At 71.3% G+C, this 21,823-nt stretch carries 16 protein-coding genes and 1 pseudogene; 11 read left to right on the top strand and 6 right to left on the bottom strand.

Annotated features, from left to right (window positions below):
* Window position 1 precedes the first annotated feature (1 nt).
* Entirely contained in the window at window positions 2-2,716 is a 2,715-nt protein-coding gene (locus ACFYO9_RS06815) for a type II secretion system protein GspG (protein WP_358774451.1), read from the bottom strand.
* 484 nt (window positions 2,717-3,200) lie between these two features.
* Here ACFYO9_RS06815 and ACFYO9_RS06810 point away from each other — a divergent pair, with 484 nt between their 5' ends.
* On the top strand, window positions 3,201-3,863 hold the full coding sequence (locus ACFYO9_RS06810; RefSeq protein ID WP_358774453.1) for a DUF4232 domain-containing protein: 663 nt from the start codon (window positions 3,201-3,203) through the stop codon (window positions 3,861-3,863).
* 75 nt (window positions 3,864-3,938) lie between these two features.
* Here ACFYO9_RS06810 and ACFYO9_RS06805 read toward each other — a convergent pair whose 3' ends face one another.
* On the bottom strand, window positions 3,939-4,391 hold the full coding sequence (locus tag ACFYO9_RS06805; RefSeq protein ID WP_358774454.1) for a nuclear transport factor 2 family protein: 453 nt from the start codon (window positions 4,389-4,391) through the stop codon (window positions 3,939-3,941).
* A gap of 54 nt (window positions 4,392-4,445) precedes the next feature.
* Complete coding sequence (locus ACFYO9_RS06800) at window positions 4,446-5,366, bottom strand: zinc-binding dehydrogenase (RefSeq protein WP_358774456.1); 921 nt, start codon at window positions 5,364-5,366, stop codon at window positions 4,446-4,448.
* A 141-nt stretch (window positions 5,367-5,507) separates the two neighbouring features.
* On the opposite strand from ACFYO9_RS06800, the gene ACFYO9_RS06795 reads away from it, so the two are divergent.
* Window positions 5,508-6,515, top strand: a complete 1,008-nt coding sequence (locus tag ACFYO9_RS06795) for a LysR family transcriptional regulator (protein WP_358774458.1) — start codon at window positions 5,508-5,510, stop codon at window positions 6,513-6,515.
* A gap of 17 nt (window positions 6,516-6,532) precedes the next feature.
* Window positions 6,533-7,534, top strand: a complete 1,002-nt coding sequence (locus ACFYO9_RS06790) for an aldo/keto reductase (RefSeq protein WP_358774460.1) — start codon at window positions 6,533-6,535, stop codon at window positions 7,532-7,534.
* On the opposite strand, the gene ACFYO9_RS06785 is transcribed toward ACFYO9_RS06790, so the two are convergent.
* A complete protein-coding gene (locus tag ACFYO9_RS06785; RefSeq protein ID WP_358774462.1) occupies window positions 7,515-8,474 on the bottom strand; it encodes an EamA family transporter in 960 nt (319 codons plus the stop codon). The two genes, ACFYO9_RS06790 and ACFYO9_RS06785, sit on opposite strands and share 20 nt — an antisense overlap.
* Before the next feature lie 73 nt (window positions 8,475-8,547).
* Here ACFYO9_RS06785 and ACFYO9_RS06780 point away from each other — a divergent pair, with 73 nt between their 5' ends.
* From ACFYO9_RS06780 to ACFYO9_RS06750, 7 genes and pseudogenes are all read left to right on the top strand, one after another.
* A complete protein-coding gene (locus tag ACFYO9_RS06780; protein ID WP_358774464.1) occupies window positions 8,548-8,931 on the top strand; it encodes a LysR family transcriptional regulator in 384 nt (127 codons plus the stop codon).
* A gap of 18 nt (window positions 8,932-8,949) precedes the next feature.
* Window positions 8,950-9,519, top strand: coding sequence for a LysR substrate-binding domain-containing protein (locus tag ACFYO9_RS06775; protein WP_358774466.1), 570 nt, complete (start codon window positions 8,950-8,952; stop codon window positions 9,517-9,519).
* 9 nt (window positions 9,520-9,528) lie between these two features.
* Window positions 9,529-9,756 carry a DUF2945 domain-containing protein gene (locus tag ACFYO9_RS06770; RefSeq protein WP_355809348.1) on the top strand — a complete coding sequence of 76 codons (228 nt, stop codon included), beginning with the start codon at window positions 9,529-9,531 and terminating at the stop codon, window positions 9,754-9,756.
* A 36-nt stretch (window positions 9,757-9,792) separates the two neighbouring features.
* On the top strand, window positions 9,793-10,998 hold the full coding sequence (locus tag ACFYO9_RS06765) for a spore photoproduct lyase family protein (RefSeq protein ID WP_358774468.1): 1,206 nt from the start codon (window positions 9,793-9,795) through the stop codon (window positions 10,996-10,998).
* A gap of 157 nt (window positions 10,999-11,155) precedes the next feature.
* A pseudogene (locus ACFYO9_RS06760) lies at window positions 11,156-11,734 on the top strand (M20/M25/M40 family metallo-hydrolase); the annotation flags it as partial.
* A gap of 243 nt (window positions 11,735-11,977) precedes the next feature.
* Complete coding sequence (locus ACFYO9_RS06755) at window positions 11,978-13,075, top strand: glutamate--cysteine ligase (RefSeq protein WP_358708378.1); 1,098 nt, start codon at window positions 11,978-11,980, stop codon at window positions 13,073-13,075.
* 124 nt (window positions 13,076-13,199) lie between these two features.
* Window positions 13,200-14,414, top strand: coding sequence for a cytochrome P450 (locus ACFYO9_RS06750; protein ID WP_358774470.1), 1,215 nt, complete (start codon window positions 13,200-13,202; stop codon window positions 14,412-14,414).
* A gap of 16 nt (window positions 14,415-14,430) precedes the next feature.
* Here the strand turns inward: ACFYO9_RS06750 and ACFYO9_RS06745 are convergent, their stop codons facing one another.
* Together ACFYO9_RS06745 and ACFYO9_RS06740 are read right to left on the bottom strand one after the other, a co-directional pair.
* Entirely contained in the window at window positions 14,431-14,685 is a 255-nt protein-coding gene (locus tag ACFYO9_RS06745; protein WP_358774472.1) for a hypothetical protein, read from the bottom strand.
* A 98-nt stretch (window positions 14,686-14,783) separates the two neighbouring features.
* Entirely contained in the window at window positions 14,784-15,470 is a 687-nt protein-coding gene (locus ACFYO9_RS06740) for an HNH endonuclease family protein (protein ID WP_358774474.1), read from the bottom strand.
* Between the two features lie 615 nt (window positions 15,471-16,085).
* Here ACFYO9_RS06740 and ACFYO9_RS06735 point away from each other — a divergent pair.
* Window positions 16,086-21,758: a hypothetical protein gene (locus ACFYO9_RS06735; protein ID WP_358774476.1), complete on the top strand. Its 5,673-nt coding sequence runs from the start codon at window positions 16,086-16,088 to the stop codon at window positions 21,756-21,758.
* The last annotated feature ends 65 nt before the right edge of the window (window positions 21,759-21,823 follow it).

Below are 21,823 nucleotides of genomic sequence, written 5' to 3'. Positions count from 1 at the left end.
GCTAGCCGTTCTCGGAGAAGTCGGAGCCGACCTCGATGTCGAGGCCGCTGCACGGCGTGTACTCGAACCAGGTGCCGACGAGGTTGCCCTCCGCGTCGGTGGAGATGTCCGACGCTTCCTCCGTGCCGCCCGCCGACGAATCCGCGCCCTGGCTGGTGACGACGAACGGCGCGGTGCGCCCCGGGTTCTGGTACAGATACGGCCGGCCCCAGGGGTCGTTGAGGACCAGGTTCGGACTGGCGTCGAGCAGCACCCGCAGGCCCTGCCGGGTGCTGGGGTAGTACTCCGGCTCGATCGGCGCGCCCCGCCACTTCGGGTCCACCCGCTGTTTCGCCTTCTCGGCGTACGCCTCGAGCGCCGTGACGATGGCCTCGATCTCGCGCCATGCCCGCTGCTGGTTCACGGTGATGAGCGGCCTGGCCCGGGCGGCGACGTCGGGATTGGCGGGGGGAATGCCCGGATAGTTGGTCCGCGCGTACGCCTGGATCTCCTCGGCGATGGACATGTACGGCGGGTCCTGGGGGTCCGGTGAGCCGTCGCCGTCGATGCGGCCGGTGGACATCAGCCGGGAGAACGCGCGCTCGAACCCCGGCCGGATGGGCAGGACCACGCGCGCGGCGCCCGCCCGCAGGAACTCGCGGCGCAGCGGATCGGGGTGCCACAGCAGCCGTTTGGTCTCGGCGAGCTTCTCCGACCCCCAGAAGTACGGGTAGAAGAAGTACAGGACGTTCTCCCACTCCACCGCCTGGTGCAGGAACTTGACGAACTCGCCGAACTTCCGGATCTTCAGCCACATCTCGGCGTCGACGGGAAGGGTGGACGGATCGATGTCGTCGGTCCAGGTCGGGGTGGAGTTGGTGCCGAGCCCGGCGAGCACCGAGTCGATGGCGTCGGGCGCGGTGTCGAAGTCGCTGCCGAAGAGCCACTGCAGCGACCGCTTCATCAACTCCTCGCGTTCGGCGCGGCGCAGCGTGAGGGTGTCGTCGCGGCTCAGTTCGCCGAGGAGTTGTTCACGGCGGTCCCGCAGCCGCTGCTGCAACGTGTAGTACTGCTGCTCCGCGGCCTCGCGCAGCTTCTGCCAGGTGGCGAGCTGCCAGGCCTGATACGCCTGTTCCGTAAGCCGCAGCGTGGTGGCGAGCCGGAACCCGGCCCAGCTGATGTTGCGGTGGGTGTACTGGATGGAGAGGTGGCCGACCTTGCCGTTCAGGTGCAGGAGCTGGGACTGGTAGCGGCCCTTGAGCTCGGAGCCGACCGGGGTCGCCGTGACCTCCACGGCCTCGTCGCCGATCACGTCGAAGCGGGCCAGCGATGCGGGAGGCCAGCCGTAGTAGTTGACCTCGAACTGGATCGGCACGAGTTCGTAGCCCTCCGGCAGATCGATCTGCCAGGACTGGTACCGCGTGACGATGGCCTCGTCCTCACCGATGATGGAGGGGAACTCGTAGGTGTAGTCGGGCGGGCTGAGGTACTCCGCGGGCGGAGCGGTCACCGCCGCGCCGTAACGGGCGGCGAGCGTCATCCAGTTGGATCGGCCGATCTGGTCGATGGCGAAGGCGAACTCGTACGGGGTGGCGAGGGTCCGGTCGATCTCGGCGAGCTCCATGAGCTGGCGCCGCAGCGCGCCACCGGGGTCCGGCACCACCAGGTCGTACGTCATGCGCAGGCCGTACCGCATGAGGTCCACGCGCCACTTGCGCATGATCCGGTAGTAGTCGAGGCGCATCACGCGCGGGGAGTTGTTGGTGATCACGCGGGCCGCCTCGTCCTCGTCGCCGCGCCGCGTCTCGGTGCGGAAGGAGACCTTGTGCTCCTTGCGCGAGCGGGAGGAGGCCTTCGACGTGATCTCGGTGGCGTGTTTGTTGCTGGCCTGACGCGACTCGTGGTCGGAGGTGGAGACGCCGTAGTTGAAGGTGCTGGTGACGGAGACCGTGCCGTAGCTGCCGCTGGCCGTGACGCCGAAGTTGAGGTTGGTGTCGCGCTTGGACTCGTTGGCCGTGGACATCGCCACGTCCGTCTTCTCGGCGACGCCCTTCTCCGCGTACGTCTCCAGTTCGTCCGTGACGATCCGGGACAGCTCCTCGCTCTGGGTCGACCATTCCTTGTGGCTCACGCGTGAGGTCTCGCCCGGTGCCATCGGGATGGTCGAGACGAGCTCGCCGCGCTCGAGGCCGACCGGCTGCATCTCGATCCGCTCCAGGTGCAGCCAGCCGACCGGCTGGACGTCGGCCTCCTCGACGAAGCGGTCGACGAGCTGGCCGACTTCGCTCGCACTGGGGCGCGCGGTGGCCGGTTCCGTCTCGGCCGGCTCGGTGCCGTCCGTGCGCACGGCCGTACGCGGAGCCGCACGCACCGCCGCGACGCCCCGGCCGAGGCCGGCCAGTGTCTCGGGGGTGACATCGGCGTACAGCCGGGCGGTGTTCGCGGCGGTGGCCGGGTCGCTGTCGAGGAGGGAGGGGAGGATGGTCCGGAGCGCTTCGGCCAGTTCGGTGCTCTTGCCCGTTTCGGTGCTCTCGCCGCGCAGCCGCTCTTCCAGAGCGTCGGTCTCGGCACGGGTCAGCCCCAGTGACCGCATGAAGTTCAACTTGGCGAACACCGACATCGATGTCCCGCGCGCGGCGGCGCCCGGTTCGGAGGGCTCGGCCGGTACGGCCGACGGAACGGGCTGGGTGTAGGTCGCTTTGAGGATCGCCCGGGTGGAGTTGGTCAGTCCGGTCATGCCTGTCGTCCCCCTCGGACCGCGGCAGGGCCGCGATGTTCAGCGCGTGAAAGCGCATGACGAATCGCTGATTGGAGCGTCATCGGGTCCGTGGCCCGGCGAACTGCCGCGGCGGAGACGGAGGAGCGTGAGGCGCGCGGCGAAGAAGGGCTCGCGGAGAAAGGTGGTCGCGGAGAAGAAGTGGTCGCGGAGAAGAAGTGCTTCTCGCGGTACGCTAGCAGCTTTGACCTGTGGCTTTCGTCGCCCTGACGAGTGAACGGTTTCCGGCCGTCGGGGCGCGGTGTACGCGGGGTGCGGGGGCGTTTCCTGCCGGATTCCGGACCCCGGCTCGGACGGCGTACCGGCGCGTGTGCGTCGCCCCAACCTCAGGCCCTGGCATCTACGGGCTGTGACAGAACGAAGACCTCGCGGGAAACCGCCTGTAACTCAGTGCGGGATACAAATACTTCAGACCGCACGCACCGCACTCCTCCTGGGGGACACCATGAAGTACACCCGCGTCTCCGCTCTCGCCGCCCTCGGCCTCGCCGCCACCCTCTCGCTCACCGCCTGCAACGGCGACGACTCCGGGTCGGACGCGGCGGCCAACGGCTCCTCGTCCTCCTCCTCCTCGGGGTCCTCGTCCTCGGGGTCCGCGTCCTCGGGCAGTGGTGAGACGTCACAGGACGGCGCGAAGTCGGAGGGCGGCTCGGACTCCAAGGCCGGGGCCGGCGCCGGGAGCGGCGCGTCGAAGACCGGCAAGGTCACGTTCTGCAAGACGGCGGACCTGGCCATCGACGCCGCGGACGCCGCTCCGGACGAGTCCACGGGCCGGATCGACGTCACCATGATCAACCGGGGCTCGACCACCTGCTCGGCGACGGGCTTCGCCGGCGTCGACATCAAGGACGAGGACAACACCTCGAACCCGGTCGGCCGCGGCCACGCCCAGCCGCGCGTCACCACTCTGAAGCCCGGCGACGCCGCCGTCTTCAACCTCGCCTACGACATCGACAGCAGCGGCGACAGCCTTTCGCACCCGACCAACCTCCTGGTGACGCCCCCGAACGAGACCCACTCGGTGACCCTGAAGTGGCCCGAGGGCGCGGGAGCGATCAAGGGCGCCTACACCGACGTCGAGGTCTACCCCACGCACACCACGAACTAGGTGCGGCGCGGCGTCCCGGCCCCGACACCGGTCGAGTGGAAGAACTCGACTGGAGGAACTCGACGCCGCACCAGGTCAGTTGCCGGCAGGGAAGAGGACGGCCGCCACATGCCGGGTGTCCGCGTATTCGATGACGGACGTGATCCGGCCGGCGTGGACCGTGTAGATCCCGATGCAGCGGTTGTCGTACGTGCCGCCGTACACGGTCCGGGCCTTGGAGGTCCACTCGGCGACCACGCGGTCGCCCTCGGCGATCGTACTGACCAACTCGACCTTCGTCGTGCCGGGCACGAGGATCGGCCCCATGCTGCCCAGGAAGTCGTTGATGATCGCGTCGCGGCCCCGCCACACCTTCGATATCGGCAGATCGCCGCCCGGGTAGTGCCAGGTCGCGTCCTCGGCGAAGCTCTCGAAGATGACGTCGGCGTCGCCGTCACGAACGGCCTCGACGTAGCGGATGACGACGGCCCGCGGGTCGGTCGAGGCGGTGGGCGCGGTGATCTCGGTGGTTGCCGTGGGCTCGGTCATGGTGGGGCTCCTTCTGTGGTTTCTTGCCTTGCGGTCGCTGGATGTCTCGGCTGCTCAGGAGAGCGTGAGTACCGCCTTGCCGCGGATGCGGCGGTCCCGCAGATCGGTGAGGGCACTCGCGGTGTCGGCCCAGTCCGCGACGCGGCCGATCTCGGGGTGCAGGCGGCCTTCGGCGGTCAGCCGGACCAGAGCCGCCAAGTCGTCGCCGAGGCCGGTGTCGGCGTCGAGGTAGTGGAAGTGGCGGATGACGGCCGACTCGGGGCCGTTGAAGAAGTCGAAGAAATCGAGCGTCACCGGAGTGCGGCTGGCCTGCCCGAACCAGATGAGCGTGCCCCGCTTCGCGAGCCGCGCGAGGGCGACGGGAAGGGCCTGACCGCCGGTCGACTCCAGCACGATGTCGTACGGTCCGCGTGCGTCGGCCGGCTGGTGGACGATCCGGGCCGCACCGAGTTCGGTGAGCCGGGCCCCGCGTGCGGCGTCCCGGGTCACGGCGGTGACCTCCGCCCCTGCGGCGGCCGCGAGTTCGGTCACGTAATGGCCCACACCCCCGGACGCGCCGGTCAGCAGCACCCGTCGTCCCAGGACAGGTCCGGCCGCGCGCAGCAGCCGCAGCGCGGTGAGCCCGGCGAGCGGCAGCGCGGCGCCGTCCGTCGCGGAGACGCTGTCCGGCAGCACCGCCAGGGCGCTGGTCGGCACCGCAGCGAACTCCGCCCAGCCGCCGCCCATGGGGTGGCCGACGACGCGTGCGATGCCGGTCGGCCCGCTCCCGTCCGCGGCCGGCTGCACCACGAGCCCGGCGATGTCCTTGCCGGGCCGTTCCCCCGGCACCGGCGCCTCCAACTTGAAGGTCTCACCCCGGTTGACGGAGAAGGCCTCCACCCTCACCAGCGCCTCGTCGGGGCGCGGCGTGGGCTCGGGGACGTCGGCGAGAACGACCGGTTCGGCGGGGTCTCCGGTCGGTACGAGAGCCTTCATTTCTCTGCCTCCTTGGCGGTGTCGGCGTAAGCGCCGGTGTCGGTGCGTTGCTTGAGACCACTTCACCGGAGGAGGCACCGGCCGGGCCAACAACGACAGCGGCCGGCCGACAACGTGTGGTTGTCATATATGGTCAGCCGCATGGACCTTGACCTCGCCCTGGTCCGTGCGTTCGTCGCGACCGCCGAGACGCTGCACTTCGGGCGCGCCGCCGAACAGCTCGACACCAGCCAGCAAGCACTGTCGAAACGCATCGCACGCCTTGAATCGCTGCTCGGCGTCGGCCTGTTCGAGCGTGAGGGCGGCACGCGGTTGACCGAGGCCGGTGAGCGGTTCGAGCCGGCCGCGCGTGAGGTCCTCGCCGCGGGCACGCGCGCGATCGCGGCCGCACAGGGCGCCGGACCGACCGTACGCATCGACGTGTGGGGCCATCTCTACGCGCCGATGCGCACCGTCGCGCAGGTGGTGGAGACGCTCGACGGGGTGCGTCTGGAGCCGGGACCGGCACGTGACTGGCCGTCGGCCGCGCAGGCGCTGCTGCGGGGAGACGCAGATCTGGGCTTCGGCCGGGTGCACCCGCTCGCCGGTGGCCGCGACGCCGGCCTCGCTCAGCGGCTCGTTCGCCTGGAGCCCGTCGACGTGGTGGTCAGCGCGTCCCACCCGCTGGCCGGCGCGGACGAACTCCGCCCGGCCGATCTGCGCGACAGCACCCTGTGGTGCCCGGCCGAACTGTCCCGCCTCGACTTCCTGCAGCGTTTCGCGGACGAGTTCGGGCTCACGAGGCGCCAGGACGGCCCCAACCTCGGCCTCGACCACCTCGTCCGGCACATACGCGGCGACGCGACGTGCTTCACGCTGTTCCCCAGCGACGCGCCGTTGCCCGACCACACGGACCTGCGCTCGATCCCGCTCACCGCACCGACCCCGCTGTACGCGTGGTCACTCGCCTGGCGCGAGTCCCACCGCCACCCACAACTCGACGCCCTGCTGAGCGGGTTCACCGAAGTGGGCCGCACCCGGCGCTGGTTGGACTACGCACCGCAGCGGGACTGGCTCCCCGAAGCGGACCACGCGAAACTCGCGGGCCTGGTGGGCGGGCCAGGTGACACGGTCGATCCGTGCCGTTCAGAGGCCCAGCTCACGAACTGACAGGAGAGGCCCGCCAGATGAAGGTCCGGAAACTGGGGCGCACCGGCCCCGACGTCGCGCCCATCGGTCTCGGCTGCATGGGGATGTCGGTCGCCTACGGAGTGCCCGACGACGACGAGTCGTTCCGTACGCTCGATCTCGCCGTCGACCTCGGAGTCTCGCTTCTCGACACCGCGGACGCCTATGGCCGCGGCGCCAACGAAGAGCTCCTGGGGCGCTGGCTCCGGGAGCGTCCCGGGCACCGGGACCACGTGTCGCTGTCGACCAAGTTCGGGCTCCGCCACAACCCCGACACCGGCCGGGTGGACGAGGTCGACACCTCGGCCGCGTATGCGCGCTCCGCCTGTCACGCCTCGCTGCGCCGCCTCGGCGTGGACCATGTCGACCTGTTCTCCGTGCACCGCCGCGACCCCGCGGTGCCCATCGAGGAGACGATGGGCGCCCTCGCCGACCTGGTGCGGGAGGGCAAGGTCCGTAACGTCGGGCTCAGCGAGGTCAGCCCCGACACCCTGCGCAGGGCCCACGCCGTACACCCCGTCAGCGCCGTGCAACTCGAGTACTCGCTCTTCACCCGTGACGTGGTCGAGGGCGAGATGCTCGAGGTCTGCCGGGAGCTCGGCGTCGCAGTCGTCGCGTACTCTCCGCTCGGCAGGGCGATGCTCACCGGCAGCGTCTCGTCCCACGCGGACCTGGTCGAGAACGACAACCGCAGGCGCTGGCCGCGTTTCTCGGAGGAGAACCTGCCGAACAATCTCGCGCTCGTGGACGCGGTACGACGGGTGGCCGGCCAGATCGGCTGCACTCCCGCCCAAGCCGCACTCGCCTGGCTGCTCGCCCAGGGCGACGACATCGTGCCCATTCCCGGCACCAAACGACGGAAGTACCTGACCGAGAACGTCGCGGCCGCCGAGATCGTACTGACTGCGGACCAGAGGGACCTGCTGCGTGACGCGGTTCCCGACGGGGCGGTGGCGGGGGAGCGCTATCCGGTCCAGGCGCTCAATCGTCTCGGCCGGTAGGGGCCCGCACGGGCGTGGCCGCCGCCACGTCCGCCCCAGCAGGTTGCTCCGGCGGCGGGCCGTCGCCGCCGGGCCTCGGAGCGCCGGGGGCGCCCCTTGGCCCCCGTGACGCCACCACTCCGGCACTCACCGCCCCCACGCACGCCAGCGCCAGCCACTGCGTGACGCCCAGGTCCTCTCCCAGGACGAGGACACCCGCCAGGCCCGCGCTCGCGGGTTCCAGGCTGGCCAGGACGCTCACGGTCCGCACGGGCAGCCGCCTCAGGGCGATCAGTTCCAGGGAGTACGGGATGACGGCCGACAGCACGGCAAGTGCGGTGCCGAGCAGGAGAGTTCGGGGGTCGAGAAGTTCGGTGCCGGCATGTGTCACCCCCAGCGGGAGCGTCAGTACGGCCGCCCAACTCACCGCCAGGGCCAAGGGGCCGCCTCCCGCGCTCCGCGCTCCCGCCTTCTTGCTCAGCAAGAGGTACGCCGCCATCGAGGCCCCCGCGGCGAGGGCGAGGAGCACGCCGTACGGCGAAAAGCCCGAGCCCTGGCGGCCGTTGACGCCAGGCAGGCCGTGGAAGAGGAGCACCCCGCATCCGGCCAGGACTGCCCAGCCCGCGTCACGCCGGCGGCGCGAGGTCAGCACGGCCAGGGTGATCGGTCCCAGGAGCTGGACCGCGCTGGCCAGTCCCAGGGGCAGCAGGACCAGCGCCGGGTAGATCAGGTTCATCCCTGCGATCGCCGTCCCGAAACCGAGGATCAGGGCCACCTCCCCGCGACTGCGTGGCAGCGCGGGCCGGTACAGGAGCAGCAGGAACACCGCGGCGATGCAGAGACGCAGGGAGACGGCGCCAGACGCACCGACGATGTCCGCCCGCCGTTTGCCCAGGGCCTGCCCGAATTGCAGGCTCAGTACGCTGCCGAGCATCAGCGCGGGAGCGGGAAGCTTCGTCATGCATCCAGGCTCTGTTGCGCGAACATGCACGTCCAGCAATGGATTTCGCACGAAACCCTTTAGGCTCGCCTGCATGATCGACCACCGCTTGTACGTCCTTCAGGCGCTCGCCGAGCACGGCACGGTCACCGCCACCGCCGAGGCCCTGCATCTGACGCCCTCGGCCGTCTCGCAGCAACTGCGGTTGCTGGCCCGCGATGTGGGGGCGGAACTCCTGCGGCCTGCGGGGCGGCGCGTCAGCCTGACACCGGCCGCGCACGTCGTACTCCGGCACGCCGACCGGCTCCGGGCCCAATGGGAGGCCGCCCAGGCGGAGTTGGCCGGGTGTGAGACGGACACCCGAGGAACGCTGCGGATATGCGGGGTGTCCTCGGCTCTGGCCGCGTTCGGCGCCCCGGCCGCCGCCCGGCTGCGGGAGACCCACCCGCTGGTGGAGTCCCAGATGATGGAGGAATAGAGCGCCGCGTGCTACCGCATGCTGCTCGCGGACGAGTCGGATGTGGCCCTCGTACTGCCGGGCCCCGACGCGCCACCCGTCACGGACGCCCGTTTCGAGCAGAGTCCGCTGCTGACCGACCGGCAGGATCTGCTGGTTCCCGAGGGACACCGGCTCGCCCGGCCCGAGGGGGTCGATCTCGCGGAAGCCGCAGAAGAGCCATGGATCGTGAAGAAGTCGAACAACGACACGTATCCGCTGGTGATGGCGGCATGCACGGCGGCCGGCTTCACTCCCCGCGTCGCCCATGAGGTGAAGGAGTGGTACGCGGTGTCCTTGCTCGTCGCCGAGGGCTTCGGTGTCTGTCTCATGCCGAGGATCGTGCCGCTCCCGCGCCACGCGGTCGTACGGGGTGCCGCTCCTGGGCACGTCCGTCCCCGCACGCCGGTTCCTGACCGCCGTACGGCGCGGCAGCGCGGCACACCCGGTCCTTGCGGCAGGACTGAGCGCTCTGCGGGAGGTGGCCTCTCCTCTCCGGGCGGTCGACGACGGGACGGGCGGCGCCCGACCGGCACCGCCCGAGTCGCGCGAGGGCGCGCGGGCGCCTAGACCGGACGTATGAGCAAGGACAAGAAGTTCAAGAAGGGCGACCACGTCTCCTGGAAGAGCCACGGCCAGACCGTGCCCGGGGAGGTGAAGAAGAAGATCACCGACCGTACGGAGGCCGCGGGGCGCACGGTCGACGCCTCCGCCGAAGAACCGCAGTACGAGGTGGAGAGCGAGAAGTCGGGCCGCAGCGCCGTCCACAAGCCGCAGGCCCTGCGCAAGAAGGATCATGGATCCTGAGGCACGACACGTGACGACGGACGACGGGAACGGTACGTGGACCGGTCAGCGGCGGGATCCGATCCCGTAGGGCACGAGCAGCAAGCGCTCTTCGGGTGGGCGGACACCGCCCCGGCGAGCACCGGCCCGGAGAATTCCGCCGAGGGGGGCTCCGCCGAGGGAGGCTTCCGGAACAGCCCCCAGGCGCGCCGCATGCTCGATGTGCGCGAGGTCTACGCCGAGCCCGCGGCTCTGGACTCGCCGCGCGGCCAGCAGATCCTGGCCCGTCTGCCGGGCGTGCGCGTGATCGAGGTGGGCAGCCACTGGCGTATCCCCTCCCTGCACGGCAACGACGGCAACGTCGAGCGGTGGGTCCGCGTCAAGACCGAGACGCTCGTGCTCGGGGTCAAGCAGCAGCTCGTGACGCGGCCCAACGGGCGGTCCGCCGACTGGATCGCCCCGGGGCCGTCCAACGGATGCGCGATGGCCTGCGCCTACTGCTACGTCCCGCGCCGCAAGGGTTACGCGAACCCCATCACCCTGTTCACCAACATCGAGGCGATCGTCGCCCACATCCGGCGCCATGTGCGGGCCCAGGGGCCGAAGCCGGAACCCAACCAGTGCGACCCCCACGCGTGGGTCTACGACATCGGGGAGAACGGCGACTGCTCCGTCGACGCCCTGGCCAGCGACAACACGGCGGATCTCGTCGCCGCGTTCCGCGGGATGCCGACGGCGAAGGCGTCGTTCGCCACCAAGTTCGTCAACCCCGACCTGCTCGCCCTCGACCCCCAAGGCCGTACCCGCGTGCGTTTCTCCGTCATGCCGCCCGTCGACGCCCGGCTCCTCGACATCCGCACCAGCCCGGTACCCGAGCGGATCGCCGCGGCCGCCGACTTCCTCGACGCCGGTTACGAGGTCCACTTCAACCTCTCACCCGTCGTCCTGCGCCCGGCGTGGGAGCGGGACTGGGCCGAGCTGCTCACCCATCTCGACGACGTGCTGCCCGCCCGGGTGAAGGAACAGGCGGCCGCCGAGGTCATCATGCTGACGCACAACCAGGCGCTCCACGAGGTGAACCTGGGGTGGCACCCCCGCGCCGAGGACGCGCTGTGGCAGCCGGACATCCAGGAGACGAAACGTTCGCAGAACGGCGCCCTCAACGTGCGCTACGCCCTCGACGTCAAGCAACAGTCCCTGACCCGGCTCCGCCGCCTCCTCGCGGAACATACGCCCTGGCTGCGGGTGAGGTACGCCTTCTGACCGGTCCTTGGCCTGTTCGCAGGCTCAGGGCCCCATGAATCGGGTCCGTGATCCGTGGAACACGAGCGGTGTTGGACACGTGCGTGTTGGACACGTGCGGTGTCGACGCGCGGCGGTCGCGCGCGGCGCCCGGCGAGGAGGTCACGTGACAGATGGCATGGAACGCGTGTACACCCGCATCGAACAGGAGGTCGCCGCCCGAGCCGACCGGCTCTGGGACGTGAGCCTCGCCCTGCACCGCGCACCGGAGACCGCCTACGAGGAGCACCGGGCGTCCGGGCTCCTGGCGGGAGAGCTCGAACGGGAGGGCTTCCGGGTGGAGCGCGGCGTCGCCGGACTACCGACTGCGTTCACCGCCCGTACGGGAAACGGCGTCGGGCCCGGCGAAGTTCCCGGCGTCGCGCTGCTGTTGGAGTACGACGCGCTGCCGCAGCTCGGGCACGCCTGCGGCCACAACCTGATCGCGGCGGCCGGACTCGGCGCCGCGCTGGCCGCACAGGCCGCACTCGGCGAGGTCGCCGGGACCCTGCTGGCCGTCGGCACGCCCGCGGAGGAGAGCGGCGGCGGCAAGGTCGCGGAGGTGGCGGCGGGCCTCTTCGACGGGGTGGACGCGGCGCTCATGTTCCATCCGGGTGTCCACGACTGGGCGTGGGCGCCCCTGACGGCGAGCGCGCAGGTCAGGGTCGGTTTCCACGGGCGGGCCGCGCATCCGACGGGCAACCCGACGGAGGGGCTGTGAGTGGTCCATGGCACTGCGGTTTCCCCGAAGAATCGGGGCAAAAATCGCGCCGGTCGGGTCGCTGCGGCGCGTGCCGGACGGGTGGCCCGGCGAGTCGTGGGCGCCCGGCCCGGCGGATTACGGTCACTCGGTGTGGCCGGACACCGTGTTGCGGGTGCCGTGACCGGTGACGGACGATGAGGCCGTCCGGCTTGCCGATCTGCCCGATTCATCACCTTTCACCGGGGTACCAGAGGCGACATGATCACCATTGGGGTCGAGGAAGAGTACTTGCTGCTCGATCCGGACACCTGCTTGCCGGTGCCGGTGGGGGAGCGGGTCCGTGCCGCCGCCGGACTGGGGCCCATCGCGGAGGACGGCGAGGTGCAGCCGGAGCTGCTGCAGGCCCAGGTCGAGGTCGCCACGCCCGTCTGCACCGACCTCGACGAGGTCGGCGGCCACCTGCTGCGCCTGCGGCACGCGGTCGGCACCGCGGCTGAGAAGTTCGGCTGCCGGATCGCCGCCTGTGGGGTGGCACCGTTCCGAGCGGCGTCGCCCGTGCCGGTGACGCGCGTCGCCCGTTATCTCGCCCTGCGGACCCACGCCCCGCAGCTCGTGGACGAGAACCTCGTCAACGGCATGCACGTACACGCCGCCGTGCCGGACAAGGAGACCGGCGTGGAGGTCCTCAACCGCATCCGTGTCTGGCTCCCCGTCCTCGTCGCCATGTCCGCGAACTCGCCCCTGTGGGACGGCAAGGACACCGGGTTCGCGAGCTGGCGCACGGTGGTCTTCGGCCGCTGGCCGGTCAGCGGTCCACCGCCGCACTTCGCGTCGCTCGACGACCACGACAGTCGCGTCCGTACGCTCCTGGACACCGGCTCCATCACCGATGTCGGCCAGCTGTACTGGCAGGCGAGGCTCTCCGAGCGGTACCCGACGATCGAGGTGCGGTGCGCCGACGTCCAGCTGCGCGCGGACGCGGCGGTCATGTTCGCCGGACTTGTCCGCGCACTGACCGCCACCGCGCTGCGGGAGCAGAAGGCGGGCACTCCCGCGCCCCGGTGCCCGCCCGAACTGCTCCAGGCCGCCAACTGGCACGCGGCACGGCACGGGCTCAGCGGCCTCCTCATCGACCCGGCGGGCCGGGCGCGCCGGGCCGGTGACGTGCTCTGCATGCTGCTCGACCACCTCGCTCCCGCCCTGGAGGAGGCGGGCGACACCCGCGAGGTGACGGCGCTGGTGCACCGGCTGCTGCAGGAGGGCACCCCCGCCGACCGGCAGCGCCGCGCCCTGGCCGAGGGCGGCCCGCCGGCCCTCGCGGAGCTGCTCGCGGGGGAGACGGGCGCTTCGTCGTGAGGCTTGTCGCGCAGGCCCGCGGAGGCGCGTGTTCATCCATTCGGCGGCTGTCTGCTCGCACAGCCGGGGTGGCCCACGTCGGATGGGTCCATCCGCGTCGATCCACCGCGAACGGAGACCGTACGTGTTCGACAGCACCTTGGCGCTGATGGTCCAGGGCTACGCGTGGCTGCCCGACCGGCGACGCAGGAGCGGCGGCCGGCCGGTGGCCTGCCGGCTGATGGGCAAGAGGGCGGTGGCGATCCACGGCCCCGAAGCGGTGCGGTTCTTCTACGACGAGAGCCACGTCGAACGCCGCGGCGCGCTGCCGGGGCCGCTGCTCGACACCCTCTTCGGGCGCGGGGCCGTGCACACCCTCGACGGCCGGGAACATCGGGTGCGCAAGGACTTGTTCATGTCCCTGCTCAAGGACCGCGACGGCCTCAGCTCCCTCGTGGACCACCTGGAGGTGCAGTGGGACCTCGCCCGGCAGCGGTGGTCGGGGAGCGGCCGGCTGGTGCTCTTCGACGAGGTGAGCCTGATCCTCACCCGCGCGGTGTGCGCCTGGTCCGGCGTCTCGCTCAGCGACCGCGAGGCCGAGGAGACGGCCGGTGACCTCGTGGCCATGGTCGACGGCTTCGCCTCGGCGGGGCCCCGCCATCTGCGGGCGCGCCGGGCCCGCAGACGTCAGGAGGCGCGACTCGCCCGTCGCGTGGAGAACGTCCGGAGCAAGGCGGAAGAGGCGCCCGAGGGCTCGGTGCTCGCGGCGGTGGCCGCCCACCGCGACGCCGACGGGGACCTGCTCGACCCTCGTACCGCCGCGGTCGAGGTCCTGAACGTGATCCGCCCGACGGTCGCCGTCACCTGGTTCTTCACCTTCGCCGCGCATGCCCTGCACCGCTGGCCCGAGCACCGCGCGCCGCTCGCCGAGGGCGACACGGCGTATGCGCGCGCCTTCGCCCACGAGGTCCGTCGCTTCTACCCCTTCGCGCCCTTCATCGGCGGGCTCGCCGCGCGCGACCTGCGCTGGGACGGTCACGACATCCCGGCGGGCGGCATGGTCCTGCTCGACCTCTACGGACACAACCACGACCCGCAGCTCTGGAGCGACCCCTACACCTTCGACCCGAGCCGGTTCCTGGGCCGTGAGCCGGGCCGCGACGAACTGGTGCCGCAAGGCGGCGGCGACCCGTCGACCAACCACCGCTGCCCCGGCGAGGACGTCGTACTGCGGGTCCTGGAAACCCTCGTCCCGCGACTGGCCGCGCTCCGGTACGACGTACCCGAGCAGAACCTCCACATCTCCCTGCGGCGCGTCCCGACGGCCCCGCGCAGCGGATTCGTGCTGACGCCCTTGTGAGCTCTGCGATATGGCATTACATGGGGTGGGGGTCGTCGGGACGGATCAGGGCCCGTGCCAGGTGGTCGCGGCTCTTCGCGTCGTCGGCCGCGTACTGGCGTATGAGCCCGCAGTCCCCGCAGGCCAGCGTCGTGAGGCGGACGCGTTTGCGCGAGTAGGTGTCCCTGAGCATCATCCAGATCGCGCCGCCCTGGTGCTGGTTCACCTCGACGGGGAAGACTTCCGCGGAGCCGCATTCGGGGCACTGACCCGACTTCATACCGGAGTTCATCGCCACACCCTCTCAGCAGGACCCGGTGGGAGTCACGGTGAGGGACGGCTCGGCAGGGTCGTGCCGGTGCGGTGACGACCTCGGCTTGCCGTGCGGCCTCAGGGCGCGTCCGTCGCCCCCACCGCCCTTACGTCGTCGATCTGTTGGTGGCCGCACCCCTCGGCGAGTTCCCGCAGTGCGGCGATCTCGGCGCGGTCGGCGGACAGCTTCCAGCGGAGTTTGGTGGAGATCCAGTCGGCTGTATAGGTGCAGCGGGCGTCGGCGAGCGGCGGCAGCCACTCGGCCGGGTCCTGATCGGCCTTGCTGCGCTTTGCCTTCGCCGTGACCGCGACGAGGCTGCGCTCCGCGTCCAGGTCGTTGGCGTAGTCCTCGCGCCGTTCGCCGCTCCACGCCGACGCACCCGAGTCCCACGCCTCCGCCAACGGAACCATGTGATCGATGTCGAGGCTGCGCGGTTCGGTGACCGTCTTTCCGTCGTAGTACGAGAACCAGCTGCCGCCGGTGACCTGGCAGGCCCCCTTGATGACCGGATCGGTCCTGGCCTCGGAGATCAGCACCTCGGCGCGGGTGGAGCACCCGTCGTGGTCGTCGTCCACCCAGTGCTTGAAGGCGCTGCGGACGTAGCCGTCGCGGGACTCCTCGGCGACCGGCAGCCGGCTGATCGCCGAGGCCAGGCTCACCTGCTGAGGCTGGGGCACGGCGGATGTGGCATGGGCGGCCGGGGCGGCGTGCGGAAGGAGGACGAAGGCGGCGGCCGCGAGGGCGCGCGCGGGCATGGTGAACATGGGAGCAGTGCTACCGGCTCCGCGAGGCGCGCGCCGGATACATGAGCCTGACGTCACCCTCTGGGCGGGATAGGTCGTACTGGAGAAACAACTCGCCCGCCCTGTGGTGACCGTCTCCGCGTCGAAGGTCTGGCCCCGTTGTTCGGCGGGAAGGTCCGGCCCCCAGATGCGGGCACCGTGACAGCGGAACCTGCGCCCGCTCGCCCTCCCAGAGGGCGGCCGTCTCACCGGACAGGTCCTCCGAAACGATGTGCCTGGAGGGGTCGGTGATGCGGACGGCCTCGATGAGTTCGGTCCTCTTGTGCGTACGCGGCAGCAGCATGCCGCCAGACTTCCCGATCTCGCCCTCACCGCGCCACGCAGAATGCGCCGAGCCCCGGGCGGGGGAGGGGCAGCCCGCGTCGGTTCGGCCGCGTCGCGTCGCCGCTGACGGGGCCGCCCACGCAGCCGCGCCACGAGCCGTGCCCCGTACGCCAGGCCCCGCGTCCCGCGCCCCGCATCCCGTACACAAGTTTGGCCATTCGCCCGATGCGGCGATTTCCCTCCCCGCCCTCAGGACGGGAAGCTGATCGGTGGCAGCGCCATCGGCGCCCGGGCGGCGTAGGGAGAGTCACCGTGCGGACCGCCGAACACGTCGTGTCCCGGCACCATCCCGCATTCGACGTCCCGGCCCTGCACCTGGGGCTCGGCCGGGACGACAACGTCTATCTGGTGGTCGGAGGCCAGGCGGACGGGCAGGCGGTGCGGCTCGCGCCGGACGGGTCGCGGCAGCGGTTCGGACGGGTCGGGTACGCCGCGCTGGCCATCACCGCCACCCCGGACGGCGTGATCGCGACCGCCGAGACCCACTTCCCGCACCGGATCGACTTCTGGGACGCGGAGTTCAACCGGCTCGGCAGCATCGACGACTTCACCGCCAACAACACGGACGGCTACTTCGCGCCGTCGGCCGTCGAAGCGACCGCGTCCGGCTGGTTCTACGCCATCGACCAGCACCGCCGGCAGGTGGTCCGGCTGAAGCCCGGAAACCTCGACAGGCGCATCACCCTCACCGGCCTCGAGGAGGATGCCACCTCCAAGGGAGGCCCGGTGGGCCTGCGCGTCGCCGAGGAGCTCGGGCTGCTCTGCACCGCCTGGCCCACGACGGCCGGGCGCGGACTCGTCTGCGTCTCCACGCTCGACGGGGCCCACGTACGGAGCGTCGCGGTCCGCCCCGCGGGCGTCGCCTTCGGCGGCTTCGACCTGGACGACACCGGCCGGCTCCACGTCTCGACCGGCCTGACGAACGAACCGGCCCGGCGCACCGTGACCGTCTACAACACGGTGGGCGAGCCCGAGCGCACCGTAACCCTCGCCCTTCCTCCGGACCCGTACGTGGTGCAGGACCTTCGGGTGCGTGGCCGGCAGTATTTCGTGAAGCGGAACGACCCCAAGTACCTCTTCGAGGTCTACGACTTCGCCGGCACGCTCGTACGCCGCGTCGGCGCCGACGTCGAGCGGCTCACCGTGTCGTACGAGGCGGACGAGTGGACCGCCGGGCGGAAGATGCCGCTGACGATCGCCCACGACCGGGGCCGGTGGTCCGACGACCCGCGCTTCCGGGTGTGGCTGCGGCCGCTCGGCGTACCGGAGTTCACCGAACTCCCGCTGGCCGAGGGGGCCGTGACCGCGCCCGCCGACGCGCGGGGGCTGTACCACCTGCGGGTCTGCGCCGATGTCGCCGGACGGCTCAGCAACTACGTCGCCGACGGCATCGTCGAGGTCCGCACCCCCGACACCACCAAGGGCTCGCTGTCCCTGATGACCTGCCGCATCCTCGATGGCCCCGGCGGCGCCGTGTCGTTCACCGCGCTCAACCGCTTCTCCTACGGTCGCGGCGAACCCGTCACCGTGCGCGTCGTGGCCCGCGTGGCCGACGGTACGCCCATGCCCGGCAGCGCCCACGTGCGGGTGCTGCGGGACGGGGCGGAGCTCCGGGCCGAGAACGTCACCCTGACGAACGGCCAGGGTTTTCTGGAACTCACCGGCCAGTACACCGGCACGCTGGCACCCGGACGGTACGTCGTCGACGCCGAGCAGCCGCCCGGCTTCACCGTCGCCCCGCTGCACCTGGACCTCGGACCAGGACTGGTGCGGCGGCCGGACTTCCACCTCACCTTCTACAGCGACATCTACGCCAACAACCACGCGAGCATCCCCTCCGACCCCCGCGATCTCGTCAAGAACCCGTCGACGCAGCGCCTGCCTGCCTTCGCGGACCTGCCGGACACCGTCCACGACCACGTCACCCGGGCCGAGCGCCTCGGACTCAATCTCTTCGTGGACCGCCTGGGCCTGCTGTGGCCCGCGCGGTTCAAGGACGCCGCCGCCGACGCGGAGATCGTCGACCGGCTCAAGCGGTCGAAGGCCGCCGTCCACTGGGACAAGGCGATGTTCGAGGACCCCGCCCGCCGCACCATCGCCGGCTACGGCGCCCGCAGCATGGAGGAACAGGGCGTCCTCTACGCCAACGACACCTACCTTCCGCTCAGTTGGCCCAAGAACAACGAGGGCCGCAAGCCGGAGGCGGTGGAGAGCGACCTGCTGAACGCCACCGGCAGCCTGCACACCTACGCGGCGTTCCGCGGCTGGACCTGGGGCGCCAACTGGTGGGTGGCCGCCATCGGCGCGGCCGCGGCGGCGAACCAGGACGAGCGCGAGCAGTACACCGACGCGCTGAACCTCGTCGAACAGCTCGGCGGCTGGGCGCCGATCCTCGACACCGTCTCCGACCGGTCGATCTCCCTCAAGGCCAACGCCGGGGTCCGGTTGAGCAAGGTCGTGAACGACGCCTTCCCCGGCTCGGGCCTGGTCAGCGCGATGACCGGACCCTACCGCGCGCCGCAGATCCCGCCCCAGATCGTCTTCGCCTCCGCCGACGAGGTCGACCTGCACTACCAGGGCGAGCAGCTGCAACTCCTCGGCGCCACCGCCCACATGGTCGACTTCTACCGCCGCCCGGGCAAACCGGTCTGGGGCCACCCGGAGCTCTTCAACGACGACGGCACCGGCGGCATGATCCTGCCGACCCTCCTGCAACAGGTGATGCGGGGCGCGAACGGCACCGGCATGACCGGCGACATGGGCGCGTACCACCTGGAGGGAATCGCCGTCCAGGCCGAACGCGCGGGCGGCAGCGGCGGCAGGCCGGGCGACCCCCGCTCCGGCGGCGCGGGCCGCACCTCGATGCTGCGCGCCGCGTTCGACCTGAGCGCCCGCCTCGGCCCGGCGACCGCGAACGCCCGCAGCGGCGACCGGGTCGCCATCGTCGTCTCCACCCGCATGCAACGTCTGGAGACCTCGCAGGGCTTCAGCAGCAAGTACTTCATGCGGCTCTTCGAGGCGTACACCGCCTGTCTGTACGCGCACCGCCCGGCCACCTTCGTCTTCACCGAGGAGGTCAGCGCCGACGTCCTGCGCGGCTACGACGCCGTCCTGCTCATCGGCCAGCGCACCGACCTTGACCCGCGCCTCGACGCGGCGCTGACCGAGGTGGGCCAGGGGCAGGGCGCCGTCCCCGTCTACGCCGACGACAGCTGCGTCCAGCGGTACAAGGACGCCCACCGCACCCTCGGCACCGCCTTCACCCGCGTCGAGAGCGACGAGACGCCGCAGAGCGACGACGCCTCGTACTACCGCATGCGCCGCGTCTTCCTCGACCAGGCCGCCAAGGTCACCGCCGCCCTGAAGGACGTCGTCGCACCGGTGGCCGAGTGCGACCACCCCGAGGTGCTGCTCAGCGAGTGGACCCGCGGGAACATCACCTACATCTGGGCGGTCAACAACACCCTGTTCGACTGGGAGCCCAATCTCATCTGGCGTCTTGGCCTGCTGTGCGGCCACCGCGTGCCCGTCATGGCGAAGCTCAAGGTGGCGCTGCCCGCGCTGCACCAGATCATCGACGTCCTCACGGGCGAGCGGGTGAGCGTGCTCGGCGGGGAGTTCACCGCGGATCTGCGCACCGCCCCCGCCCGGCTCCACGCCGTCGTCCCGCTGCTGCACGACCCGCTGCCGCCGCCCGCCGAGTACGCCTTCGGCCCGCACCTGCGTGACATCGCGGTCGCCGCCGACGGCCGTACCGCCGTCCTCACCGCCTTCAACTGGGACCAGAACCTCTACGGCATCGACCTCGCCACCGGCACCACCCGCTGGCGCCGCCGCCTCGGCCACCACTTCGCGTACGCCCCCACCGCCCCCGGCGACGGCTTCGCCGCACAGGGCTTCGACCTGCACAGCCCCGAGGGCCACCACCTGTACCTGCTGAACACCGACGGGTCGCCGCGGCGCCGCTTCGCCCTCTTCGGCCTGACCAAGAAGGCCACCGACTGGACCAAGGGCGAGTGGGGCCACGACTACGGCCTGACCAACTTCGCGACCGCGCCCGGCGGTTCCTGGGTCGCCACCTCCGGCGACCTCGGCCTCGCCCTGTGGGACACCACGGGCGGGGCGGCGCGCGAAAGGTGGGCGCACGAGTGGTGGAAGACCGGCGAGCGCACTCCGCTGCGGCTCCTCGCCCTCGACGACGACACCCTCATCACCTTCGCCGCGAACACGATCACCGGACTCTCCGCCGCGGACGGCCGCACCCTGTGGTCGATCGGTGTCGGCAAGGGAAGCTTTGGCGGCGGCGCCGTCAGCGGGGACCGGCGCACCGCGGTGATCTGGTCGGACGCCGACGGCGGCCGGGTGTACGTGATCCGCGGCGGCGTCCTCGTCAACACCCTGCCCACCGCCGCGAGCGAGGTCTCCGTCAGCGCCGACGGCTCGTTCCTCGCGGTCACCTGCCGCAAGCAGCTCAAGGCGTACGACCCGCTGCGCGGACTGCTGTGGACGTACACCGGGGACGACCTGCTGCGCCGCCCCCGCGTCTCCCCGGACGGCACCCGCGTCGCCGTCGGCAGCGAACTGGGCACCCTCGCCGTACTGAAGCGCGACGGCACCCCGCAGGCCGCCAAGGACCTGGGGGCGCTGCCGGTCGCCGCCTGGCTGCCCGACGGCGGGCTCCTCGTCGCGACCTGGACGGGCACGGTGCTCCGCTGCACCGCCGACCTCACCGAGCGCTGGCGGACCCGGGCGGCCCCGTCCGAGACCGACATCCGCCCCGAGCTCCTCACCCCCGACCCCGTCCCGGTGGTACGCCGCGCGGGCTGGGGCAACACCACCGCGCCCCAGGACCTGACGCCCAACCTGATCAAGACCACCTCCGCCTTCCTCGACGTACGCCTGGTCGACCCGATCCGGTACGTCGACCTCAGCAAGCAGAACGCGATCGCCCTGTTCACCGACGGGAGTGCCGACGCGCCGGCCAACCCGTGGGTGCCGTGGTCGGTCATCGGGGCCATGGGGTCCACGGCCGGGCAGGAACTGCTGTTCACCGTCGACACCTTCCGCACCCAGGTCAGACTGACCGGGGTCACCTTCGCCGAGGACCCCGCCCACCCCGACTCCTGGCTGCGCGACGTCCAACTCCAGTGGTGGGACACCAGGGCCGGGCTCTGGAAGGACGGCCCGAAGCTCCTCTCCGACGCGGGCGCCGTGCACAGCCACACCTTCGAGCCCCTGTCCTCCTCCCGCTTCCGGCTGCGCACCACCGGCGGCGGCATCTGGCCCGTCGGCAACATCCGCCTCGGCGAACTCGTCTTCCACGGCACCGTGGTGGGCAATTCCCACCGGGACGTCCTCGACGGGAAGGCCCTCGCCGTCCTCTTCGACGAGCGGGACGACGACGTGCGCGACATCATCGAGGCCAGTGCCGTGGCGGACATCCAGCTCGGCGGTGCGGCCGTCGGGACGAAGTGTCTGCGGTTGAAGCTGCCGGTGGAGCGGCACCCCACGGCCCGGACCGGCGTCGGACACGCCATGCACGACTGGGACTTCCGCATCGTGCAGAACCCGGGCGCACCGGGCGAGTACCGCTACCTCCAGTTCGCCTGGAAGGCCCGCAGTGCCGGCACCACGGGGATCAGTGTCCGGTTCGGGCCCGCGACGTCGGCTCCCATCTTCTCCGTGTCCGTCGGCGACTCGCACTGGCCACCGCAGACGTCGATGGTCGAGAAGCGGGTCGAGGGCCCCGTCCCCACGGAGTGGACGGTGGTGCGCGTCGACCTGTGGCAGATCACCGCCGGGCGGGTCAAGGTCGTCGATCAACTCGCCCTTCGCAGCAACGGCGACGGGGCGCTGTTCGACCAGATCGTCCTCGGCCGCACGGAGGCGGACCTGCCGGAGTTGCCGCTGCCTCGGTCGACGTGAGGGCGGCGCGGCTGGGTCCGGCACCACCGGCCGCGCCCGACGGGCACCACCCGGCCGCTGCCGGC

Source organism: Streptomyces sp. NPDC005863, assembly GCF_042871345.1.
Lineage (GTDB): Bacteria > Actinomycetota > Actinomycetes > Streptomycetales > Streptomycetaceae > Streptomyces.
Note: the sequence above shows the minus strand (reverse complement) of the source record. Positions and strands in the feature narration are given on the sequence as shown.

Bases quoted from the DNA above. Each gene is read 5' to 3' on its own strand.
- ACFYO9_RS06755 (WP_358708378.1), top strand. From the start codon at position 11,978: ATGATCACCATTGGGGTCGAGGAAGAGTACTTGCTGCTCGATCCGGAC.
- ACFYO9_RS06795 (WP_358774458.1), top strand. From the start codon at position 5,508: ATGGACCTTGACCTCGCCCTGGTCCGTGCGTTCGTCGCGACCGCCGAG.
- ACFYO9_RS06805 (WP_358774454.1), bottom strand. From the start codon at position 4,391: ATGACCGAGCCCACGGCAACCACCGAGATCACCGCGCCCACCGCCTCG.
- ACFYO9_RS06780 (WP_358774464.1), top strand. From the start codon at position 8,548: ATGATCGACCACCGCTTGTACGTCCTTCAGGCGCTCGCCGAGCACGGC.
- ACFYO9_RS06810 (WP_358774453.1), top strand. From the start codon at position 3,201: ATGAAGTACACCCGCGTCTCCGCTCTCGCCGCCCTCGGCCTCGCCGCC.
- ACFYO9_RS06770 (WP_355809348.1), top strand. From the start codon at position 9,529: ATGAGCAAGGACAAGAAGTTCAAGAAGGGCGACCACGTCTCCTGGAAG.
- ACFYO9_RS06775 (WP_358774466.1), top strand. From the start codon at position 8,950: ATGCTGCTCGCGGACGAGTCGGATGTGGCCCTCGTACTGCCGGGCCCC.
- ACFYO9_RS06785 (WP_358774462.1), bottom strand. From the start codon at position 8,474: ATGACGAAGCTTCCCGCTCCCGCGCTGATGCTCGGCAGCGTACTGAGC.
- ACFYO9_RS06790 (WP_358774460.1), top strand. From the start codon at position 6,533: ATGAAGGTCCGGAAACTGGGGCGCACCGGCCCCGACGTCGCGCCCATC.
- ACFYO9_RS06800 (WP_358774456.1), bottom strand. From the start codon at position 5,366: ATGAAGGCTCTCGTACCGACCGGAGACCCCGCCGAACCGGTCGTTCTC.
- ACFYO9_RS06815 (WP_358774451.1), bottom strand. From the start codon at position 2,716: ATGACCGGACTGACCAACTCCACCCGGGCGATCCTCAAAGCGACCTAC.
- ACFYO9_RS06745 (WP_358774472.1), bottom strand. From the start codon at position 14,685: ATGAACTCCGGTATGAAGTCGGGTCAGTGCCCCGAATGCGGCTCCGCG.
- ACFYO9_RS06740 (WP_358774474.1), bottom strand. From the start codon at position 15,470: ATGTTCACCATGCCCGCGCGCGCCCTCGCGGCCGCCGCCTTCGTCCTC.